The organism is Amaricoccus sp. (assembly GCF_017995835.1).
Lineage (GTDB): Bacteria > Pseudomonadota > Alphaproteobacteria > Rhodobacterales > Rhodobacteraceae > Amaricoccus.
The window spans coordinates 1-9315 of the sequence record NZ_JAGOID010000108.1 but is presented as its reverse complement, the minus strand read 5'-3'; the positions used below and the strand labels follow the sequence as shown (position 1 = coordinate 9315).

Sequence of the window (9315 nt, the reverse complement as noted above, 5' to 3'; positions counted from 1 at the left end):
CGATGTAGTAGATCATCTCCGAGATATGGGTGGTGTGGTCGCCGATGCGCTCGAGGTTCTTGGCGAGGAAGAGCAGATGCGCGCCGACGCCGATCAGGCGGCTGTCCTCGACCATGTAGGTGACGAGCTCGCGGAAGATCGCGTTGTACATCTCGTCGATCTCGTAGTCCTGATTCCAGATCTGGACCGCGACGTCGATGTCGCGTGCGGCGTGAGCGTTCAGCACGTCGGAGAGTTGCGCGAGCGTCGCCCGGCCCATGCGCACGATCGAGTTGGTGAGCTTGACCGTCCGCGTCGACGAGAGCGGGATCGCCCGCTTGGCGATGCTCTTGGCGAGGTCGCCGATCCGCTCCAGCGTGTTGGCGATCTTCAGCGCCGAGATCAGCACGCGCAGGTCGGCCGCCATCGGCTGGCGCAGCGCGATCACCTTGACGATCTGCTCCTCGAGGGCGCTTTCCAGCGCGTCGAGCGCCCGGTCGCGCTCGATCACCTCGCGCGCGAGCCGCGGGTCGCGATTCTGCACGGATTCGAGGGATTTGGACAGCAGCTCCTCGCAGAGCCCGCCCATCTCGGAGATCCGTGCCTGCACCTGGACGAGATCCTCGTCGAAGCTGGAGACGATATGCGCCATGTGACGTCCAACCCGCGGGCGCGCCGCGGACCCTCCTGTTTCCTGTCGCCAGTATATGACGGGCGGCGACACGAGTATTGCGGTTCTGCGACGGTTTTGTGAACCTCGGGCTTTGGGAAGCCGCTTGCGTCAGGCGCTCGCTTCCTCGGCCCTGGGCAGCCAGACCGTGAAGGCGGAGCCCTTTCCCTCGGTGGAGGCGATCTCGATCCGGCCGCGGTGGCGGTTCAGGATATGCTTGACGATCGCGAGGCCGAGGCCGGTCCCGCCCTTGGCGCGGCTCGACGCGGCGTTGACGCGATAGAAGCGCTCGGTCAGCCGTTGCAGGTGCTCGCGCGGTATGCCGGGGCCGTCGTCGGCAATGGTCACGCCGTGCCGCCCCGGCTGGGCGGGGCTGGGCTCGGCGACGAGCACGCGGACCCGGCTGCCCGGTCCGGCATATTTCATAGCGTTGTCGACGAGGTTGGCGAAGACCTGCGCGAGCTGGTCGCGGTCGCCGAGGACGAAGGCGTCCTCGGCCGGCAGCCTGACTTCGAGCGACACTCCCTCGCGTTCGGCGAGGGGGACCATCGCGGCGGCGGTCTCTCCGGCGATGGCGGTCAGCGAGACCCGCTCGGCGGGGCGGAGGTGCTCGCTCATCTCGATGCGGGAGAGCGACATCAGGTCGTCGACGAGCCGCCGCATCCGCCCGGCCTCGCGCGCCATGATGGCGAGGAACTTCTCGCGCGCCGCCGGATCCTCCTTCGCGTGGTTCTGCAGGGTCTCGATGTAGCCGAGCACCGAGGCGAGCGGGGTGCGCAGCTCGTGGCTGGCGTTGGCGATGAAGTCGGTGCGCAGCGCCTCGAGCCGGCGCGCCTCGGTGCGGTCCTCGACGAGCGCGAGCGCGTGCGGCTCGCGGCCGAAGCCGGCCTCCGGCGGCAGGAGGCCGACCCGCGCCTCGAAGACCCGCTCCGCCGCGCCGTGGCGGGCCGCGAATTCGAGGCTGCGCTCGCCGCCGTCCGCGAACGTCGCGGCGACCGCCTCGACGAAGGCGGGCGCCCGGATATGGCTCGCGAAATGCGTCCCGTCCTGGAGACGGGGCAGGCTGCGCAGCGCCGCGGGGTTGGCGTAGGCGATGCGTCCGGTCCGGCCGATCACCAGGAGCGGCGACGGAATCGTGGCGATGAGAGCGCGCACGGGCGTCGGCGCGGCGCCGCCGGTCGCTCCGCCGCCCGGCGCGAGGGCAAGGTCGTCGCCGTGGCCGGGGCGGGGACGGCGGAGCACGGCGCCGAGCCCGACACCGGTGGCCGCGCCGAAGGCGAGGGCCGCGGCGGGGCCGAGCGCGAGCGCGGCGGCGAGGGCGCTTGTCACTCCCACCACGGCCGCGGACAGCGCGAGGTCGCGCCGGTTCGGCATGCTTCCTCCGCACCGCTTCGAGGCGGGGCATCCCTTAGCAGGCGACCGGCCGGGCCGGAAGCGGGATTGCTTCGGCCGGAACGATGCCTACCTTTCCAGTGAAGACCGGAATCGAGAGGCCATGATCCGCTACGCCCTACGTTGCGCCGAGGGACACAGCTTCGACAGCTGGTTCGCGTCCGGCGCGGAGTTGGACAGGTTGCAGGGAGCCGCGCTGCTGAGTTGCGCGGTCTGCGGCGATGCGCGGGTCGAGAAGGATCTGATGGCCCCGCGGGTGCGCACGGCCGGGGGCGAACTCACGGGTCCGGCGTCGGCGTCCGAGCAGGCGCTCGCCGAGCTGCGCCGGCGGGTCGAGGCGACGTCGGAGAACGTCGGTCGCGACTTCCCCGACGAGGCGCGGCGCATCCATGCCGGCGAGGCGGAGGCTCGTCCGATCATCGGCGAGGCCCGCCCCTCGGAGGCGCGCGCGCTGATCGACGAGGGGATTCCGATCGCGCAGCTTCCCTGGAGTCGCGACCGCAAGACGAACTGATCTTCGAACGCCGGCGTTCCCACCGGGCGAGCCGGGAGAGGATGTCTACTCCATCGCCGCCGCGGCGGCGGCGTCCGGGGCGGCATGGCGCGGCTTGCGCATGAAGGCGAGGAGCGGGATCACCGCGAGCGTCACCCACATCATCAGCTTGAAGTCGTCGATGTTGGAGACGAAGACCGCCTGCGCCTGGATGCGGGCGTTCAGCACCTCGATGCTCGTCGTCAGATCGAGGCCGAGGGCGTTCACCTGATCCACGAGCGGGCTGAACTCGGTCAGCTTCGCCGTCATCTCCGCCCGGTTGACGATGATGTTGCGGGTAAGCTCCGAGGCGACGACGGAGATCCCGACCGAGGAGCCGATGTTGCGCACCAGGCTGAAGAGCGCCGCCGCGTCGGCGCGGAACCGCGGTTCGAGCGTCGCGAAGGCGATCGTCGAGAGCGGCACGAAGACGAGCCCGAGCCCGAGCCCCTGCACCACGCCCGAGACGACGACGGGGCGCGCGTCCATCAGCGGCGAGAACCGGGTCATCTGCCAGAGCGACAGCACGGTCAGCGACAGCCCGGCCAGGATCAGGAGGCGCGGGTCGACCTTGCCGACGATCCGCCCGACCACGATCATCGAGATCATCGTCCCGACGCCCCGCGGCGCGAGAACCATGCCGGTGGTGACGACCGGGTAGCCCATCACCCCCTGCAGGAGCGGCGGCAGGAGCGCGAGGCCGGACAGCAGGATGACGCCGACCATGAAGATCATCGCGAGCGCCGTGACGAAGTTCGCGTCGCGGAAGATGTGGGTGTCGATGAAGGCATGCTCCCGCCCCGTGACGTGCAGGACGAAGGCCCAGAGGCCCGAGAGCGTCAGGCCGAGGTAGATCCAGATCTCCGGCGCGTCGAACCAGCCGACCTGCTCGCCACGGTCGAGCATCAGCTGGAGCGCGCCGATTGCGATCGTCAGCATCGCGAAGCCGAAGAAATCGAAGCTCCGCCGCCGCCGCTCGGAGCGAGGCAGGAACATGACGAGGCCGACGAGGGCGAGCAGTCCGACCGGAAGGTTCACATAGAAGACGAAGCGCCAGTCGAAGCTGTCGGTCAGCCATCCGCCGAGCGTCGGCCCGATGATCGGCCCGACCATGATCCCGGCGCCCCAGATCGCCATCGCCTTGCCGTGGTCCTCGCGGCTATTGATGTTGAGCAGCACCGTCTGTGACAGCGGCACCAGCGCGGCGCCGAACAGGCCCTGGAGGATGCGGAAGAGGATCATCTCCCCCAGACTCGTCGCGAGGCCGCAGGCCATCGACGCGACCACGAAGCCCGCCGTCGAGGCGATGAACAGCTCGCGCAGTCCGATCCGGTCGGAGAGCCAGCCCGTGACCGGCGTCATGATCGCCGCGGCGACGATATAGGAGGTGAGCACCCAGGTGATCTGGTCCTGCGCCGCCCCGAGCGAGCCCTGCATCGAGGGCAGCGCCACGTTCGCGATCGTGGTGTCGAGCACCTGCATGATCGTCGCGAGCATGATCGAGACGGTGATCAGCCCCTTGTGCGCGACCCCCGGGCGGGCGCCCGGCGTCGCTGCGGCGGCGCTCATGGCGCGGCCGGGACCGGCGTGGAGGCCACCGCCGGGTCGGCGAGGCCGACCGCCGCGAGGATGGAGCGGACCGGCGCCGGCAGACCCCGGGCGTGGCCGGTGTCGATCTCGACGAGCGCGCTCATGCCGGTGCGCAGCGGCGGCAGGTCCTGCCCGGGCTCGAGCCGGATGCGCAGCGGCACCCGCTGCACGACCTTGACCCAGTTGCCGCTGGCGTTCTGCGCCGGGATCAGCGCGAATTCCGAGCCGGTGCCGGCGCCGATGGAATCGACCGCGCCCAGAAGCGGGCGGTCGCCCCAGGCGTCGATGCGGACCTCGACCGGCTGGTCCGGCGCGATGTGGGCGAGGTCGGTTTCCTTGAAGTTCGCCTCGATCCAGGTGTGGCCGGTCGCGACCAGCGCCATCACCGCCGTCGCCGGCGTGACGTACTGGCCGGCCTGCAGCCGCACCGTCTGCGCGGCGACGCCCGCCGTCGGGGCGGTGATCACCGTATGCGCGAGGTCGAGTTCCGCCGCGTGCAGCGCGGCCAGGGCCTGCAACACCGCCGGGTGCCTGTCGGTGGGGATTTCCGGGTCGCCCGCCAGCGCGGCGCGGGCGCTCACCACCCGGCTCTGCGCCGCGGCGAGCGCGCCGCGGGCCTCCTGAAGCGCAAGCGCGCTTTCGTCCGCCGCCGCCTGCGCGACCACCCCGGACTTCAGCAGCGACTGCTGCCGCTCGTCGCGGGTCTCGGCCGTGGCGAGCGCCTCGCCGGCGGTCCCGGCTTCGGAGCTCGCCTGAGCGAAGGCGGCCTTGAGCCGCTCGACATCGAGCCGCGCCGTCTCCAGCCGGGCCGCGGCCTCCTCGACCGCGTTGCGGTAGGTGGCGTCGTCGATGACGAAGAGCGTCTGTCCGGCGACGACCGGCTGGTTCTCGGCGACGAGCGCGCGGGCGATCTGGCCGCTGACCTGCGGCAGCACCGAGATGCGGTCCTGCTTCACGTAGGCGTCCTCGGTCGAGACGAAGCGACCGCCGGAGACCCAGACGTAGCCGCCGCCGACCGCCAGCGTCAGCGGCAGCGCCGCGATCAGCAGGTTCCGGCGCAGGCGGCCGGGACGCGGCGGCGTCTCCGGAACGGCCGCGTCGGGGGCAGGGGCTGCCGGCAGCGGCTCGGCCTCGGCGACGGCGCGGCGGTCCGGGCGGGCGTTCATGCGATCCTCTCCGCCGCAAGGTCGCCGGCGGGCGCGGCGCCGGGGGCGTCCTCGGCTCCGGTGAGGTTGCTGGCGATGGTCTCGAGCGCGATCCGGAGCGCGACGCGCTCGGGCTCGGACAGGCCGGCGAGGGCCTGCTCGTAGATGACCGCCGCCCGCTCGCGCATGGGCAGCATCATCGCGCGGCTCTTCTCGGTGGTGTAGAGCCGCCGCGCCCGCCGGTCGCTCGGGTCGGGCCGGCGCTCGACGAATCCCGCGGCCTCCATGCGGTCGATATGGCGACTGACCGTCATCGGCTCGAGATCGAGCAGCGATGCGAGCGCGGCCTGACCGATCCCCTCCGCCTTGGAAAGGCGGCCGAGAATCTGGAGCTGGGCCATGGTCATGGGCAGGTCGCGGCTCGCCTGCTCGAAACGCCGGCGCAGGAGCCGCGAGGCGTCGGACAGCAGAAAGCCGAGGGGCGGATGGGCCGGGTTCATGGCGGTAGATATAATAAGCCGGAATATTATATTCAAGGGTGATCGGGCCCGTCCGGCGTCAACTCCGCTCGGTGTCGAGCCAGATCGTGACCGGCCCGTCGTTAACCAGTTCGACACTCATTTTCGCGCCGAACACCCCGAGGGCGACGTTCACGCCCCGCGCGCGCACCGCCTCGGCAAAAAGATCGACCAGCCGGCGGCCGTCCTCCGGGCTCGCAGCCGCGGAGAATCCGGGCCGGTTTCCCCGCGTCTCCGCTGCCAGGGTGAACTGGCTGACGACCAGCGCAGCGCCGCCCGTGTCGCGCAGCGAGTGGTTCATCCGGCCTGCCTCGTCGCGGAAGATGCGAAGGTCGACCGTCTTGCGCGCCAGCCTTTCCGCCTCAGCGGGGCTGTCTCCGCGCATTGCGCACAGGAAAACCAGCACTCCCGGGCCGATCTCGCCGACTATTCTGCCCTCGACGTGCACGCGGGCGAACGCCGCGCGCTGGATCAGGGCGCGCATCGCATACTCGCGAAACGTGGGCAGGTCATGGGGAGGCCTCCGCGTTCCCTCCCTCTCTAGCAGGTCCACTCATGCGACCACGAGCGGTTCCGTTCCCGGGGGCGGGGCGGACGGGTTGCGCCTTTTGCGATTGCGGTCTTCGCGTCATCTCACCTAAAAAGTTAATAAAAAAACAGCGTTGACAGATTATTTCGTCCAATCCATCTTCCGGCGCAGGGGTGGACCACAAATAAGTTAACATATGGCCTCCTCACGTCCGTAACGCCGCTTCTGGCGTCTGGCAGTGTTCCTGCCGGATGTCCGGAGTTGTCAGTAAACCAGCACCGTGCGCGCATCGATACGCGCACGACAGGGAAATATTGGTCCGAGGGGGATCTCTTACCATGGCGACGCCGATCCAGACCTACTACGTGCCGATGCGCGAATCCGACCTGATCCTCGATTTCGAGGGGATCAACAGCGGACAAGTCGATAGCAGCGATAATGGCTACATTCGCACGCTGATCGCCATCGCGGTAGCGGCGCCCGGCACGGTGATCTGGTACGACCACTGGGAGGACGGCTACGACCTCGACTACGTCAACGCGCCCGGCTCCTCGACGTCGGTCTGGGGTGACGGCATCGCCGCCAACAACTTCCCCGGCGCCAGCAGCGGCCTCTCCGGATTCGTGACCGGTCTGCCCGCCGGCGACGTCTTCGCCGGCGGCGAGTCGATCATCCTCGAGAACCCGGTCAAGCTGGGGGACATCGGCACGACGTTCGCCTTCGACGGCGGCGACCGGATCGTCGTGTCGTTCCCCGTCACCGTGGTGCGCGCGGCCTACCCGACGAACAACGGCGCGACCAACGGCACGCCCGGCTCGCTCCTCGCCGGAGACACCGAGGTCTTCGCCACCGACCGCTACGGCACGACCTTCGTCGCCCCGGTGGGCGAGAACACGGGCATCTTTAACTTTAACGACACCGATCCGTTCGAGCTCACCTCGATCCACGTCATGGCGTCCGTGGACAACACCGAGGTCTTCCTCAACTCGGTCTCCCAGGGCTTCATCGACGCCGGCGAGTCGATCCGTCTGACCGACATCGACCAGGGCGACGTGATCACCGCCACGAACGCGGTGCAGGCCAACATCTTCACCGGCGACGTCGGCTCGAGCTACGAGTCGCGCTCCTACGCGCTGTCGCCGCGCGACCAGTGGAGCGACGACTACTACACGCCCGTGTTCGGAAGCATCGGCGGGAACGCGACGCGCGTCTGGCTCTACAACCCGAACAACGTCGCGATCGAAGTGACCATGAGCGTCGCGGGCAACCCCACTGCCCAGATCATCAACATCCCGGCAGGCGGGTCCGTTCTCTCGAACGGCGTCCCGAACAACTCCGGCGCGCGTTTCCACACCACGAACGCCAACGGTACGGACGGCGACTTCTACGCCATCACCCAGACCGACACCACCGGCGCCGGCGAGACGTACGACTGGGGCCATCCGCTGATCCCGGCGGACCAGCTCACCTCGCAGGCGCTGGTCGGCCTCGGCTACGGCAACACCCCGAACAGCAGCGCCGTCCCGAGCTACAGCGTGGTCTGGGTCACCGCGACCCAGAACGCAACGCTCTTCGTCGACTTCGACGGCAACGGCACGGCCGACCGCACCATCGCGGTGAACGCCCTGCAGGGCGTGAAGATCGCGGACAACGGGGCCGGTTCCGAGAACGACCAGAACATGTCGGGCGCCACGATCTGGGCGACCGACGCGAACGGCGACCCGGTCGACATCGCCGTCGCCTGGGGCCAGGATCCGGCGGTCGTCAACAATCAGCCGAACTCCCTCGACATGGGCTCGGCCGTGCTGCCGCTGCCCGAGCTGACTGCCGGCAAGTCGGTCGCGCTCGCCGCCAACGGCGACAAGGACGGCGACGGCCAGGTCGACCCCGGTGACGTGCTGGAATGGACGATCACCATCCTGAACTTCGGCCGGGTCGACGTGGCCGCCGGCGGGTTCAACATCGTCGACCCGATCACCGGCGCCAACATCTTCAACGTCTCTGACTACGTCGCGGGCTCGACGGTCTACACCTACAACAACGGCACCAATTTCGAAGCGATTGCGGACGATGGCGGGTTCCCGCTCGACGGTGCGGGCTTCACCAACACCAACGCGATCTCCGGCCGGGTCGGCGCCAACCCGGGCGAGACCCAGACCATCAAGTTCAAGACCATCGTGAAGGACTTCGCCGACCTTCCCGATCTCACCACTTCCGTCATCAACACCGGCGCGCTCCGCGTCGGCGGCGAGGAGGTGATCCGCTTCGACGCCAACGCGCCGATCCGCTACGAGGCGAAGATCGACATCGAGAAGTTCACCAACGGCGTTGACGCGGACACCCCGACGGGTCCGTTCATCACCCCGGGCGACCCGGTCACCTGGACCTACCACGTCTCGATCCCGGACCCGGGCGCGGGCACGACCTTCCTCAAGGACATCGTCGTCACCGACAGCGAGTCGGGCGTGACGCCGGTCTACGACTCGGGCGACGACGGCGACGGCATCCTCGAATACGGCGAGACCTGGGTCTACAAGGCGACCGGCGTCGCGGTCGCCGGCCAGTACGCCAACACCGGCACGGCGACCGGCACCGCCTCATACGCCAACGGCGCCACCGTCGCCGACGTGGCGAACCCCGTCGACACCGACGACAGCCACTACTTCGGCGCCGTCCTTGGCGTCCAAATCGAGAAGACGGCGAGCGTGGCGAGCGTGTCGGCGCCGGGGACCGTGACCTACAGCTACGAGGTGACGAACACCGGCAACGCGGCGCTGTCGGAGGTGGTGGTGACCGACGACAACGCGACGCCGGGCGCGGGCGACGACTTCAGCCCCGACTTCGTCGGCGGCGACACCGACGGCGACGGCAAGCTCGACGTCGGCGAGACCTGGACCTACCAGGAGACGGTGGCGATCAGCCAGGCGCAGATCGACGCCGGCGCGGCCATCGTCAACGTC

8 protein-coding genes are annotated in these 9315 nt (G+C 69.4%); 2 read left to right on the top strand and 6 right to left on the bottom strand.

What is annotated here, in order from left to right:
• Together phoU and KBA23_RS13995 are read right to left on the bottom strand one after the other, a co-directional pair.
• On the bottom strand, window positions 1–631 hold a 631-nt coding region (gene phoU, locus KBA23_RS14000; RefSeq protein WP_290741967.1), incomplete at its 3' end, for a phosphate signaling complex protein PhoU.
• A gap of 129 nt (window positions 632–760) precedes the next feature.
• The gene (locus tag KBA23_RS13995; RefSeq protein WP_290741965.1) at window positions 761–2023 is read right to left on the bottom strand and encodes an ATP-binding protein; all 1263 of its coding nucleotides are present in this window, start codon (window positions 2021–2023) and stop codon (window positions 761–763) included.
• A 121-nt stretch (window positions 2024–2144) separates the two neighbouring features.
• On the opposite strand from KBA23_RS13995, the gene KBA23_RS13990 reads away from it, so the two are divergent.
• Window positions 2145–2555 (top strand): DUF1178 family protein, encoded by a 411-nt coding sequence (locus KBA23_RS13990; RefSeq protein WP_290741963.1) that lies wholly within the window; start codon window positions 2145–2147, stop codon window positions 2553–2555.
• 45 nt (window positions 2556–2600) lie between these two features.
• Here KBA23_RS13990 and KBA23_RS13985 read toward each other — a convergent pair whose 3' ends face one another.
• From KBA23_RS13985 to dtd, 4 genes are read right to left on the bottom strand one after another with little or no spacing between them, the layout of a single operon-like run.
• Window positions 2601–4142 (bottom strand): DHA2 family efflux MFS transporter permease subunit, encoded by a 1542-nt coding sequence (locus KBA23_RS13985; RefSeq protein WP_290741961.1) that lies wholly within the window; start codon window positions 4140–4142, stop codon window positions 2601–2603.
• The gene (locus tag KBA23_RS13980; protein WP_290741959.1) at window positions 4139–5329 is read right to left on the bottom strand and encodes an HlyD family secretion protein; all 1191 of its coding nucleotides are present in this window, start codon (window positions 5327–5329) and stop codon (window positions 4139–4141) included. The genes KBA23_RS13985 and KBA23_RS13980 overlap by 4 nt, the downstream gene beginning before the upstream one ends.
• Window positions 5326–5808: a MarR family transcriptional regulator gene (locus KBA23_RS13975; protein WP_290741957.1), complete on the bottom strand. Its 483-nt coding sequence runs from the start codon at window positions 5806–5808 to the stop codon at window positions 5326–5328. Before KBA23_RS13975 ends, KBA23_RS13980 begins: the two co-directional genes overlap by 4 nt.
• Before the next feature lie 58 nt (window positions 5809–5866).
• Window positions 5867–6310, bottom strand: coding sequence for a D-aminoacyl-tRNA deacylase (gene dtd, locus KBA23_RS13970; RefSeq protein ID WP_290741955.1), 444 nt, complete (start codon window positions 6308–6310; stop codon window positions 5867–5869).
• Window positions 6311–6693: 383 nt separating this feature from the next.
• On the opposite strand from dtd, the gene KBA23_RS13965 reads away from it, so the two are divergent.
• A partial coding sequence (locus KBA23_RS13965) for a hypothetical protein (RefSeq protein ID WP_290741953.1) occupies window positions 6694–9315 on the top strand: 2622 nt, incomplete at its 3' end.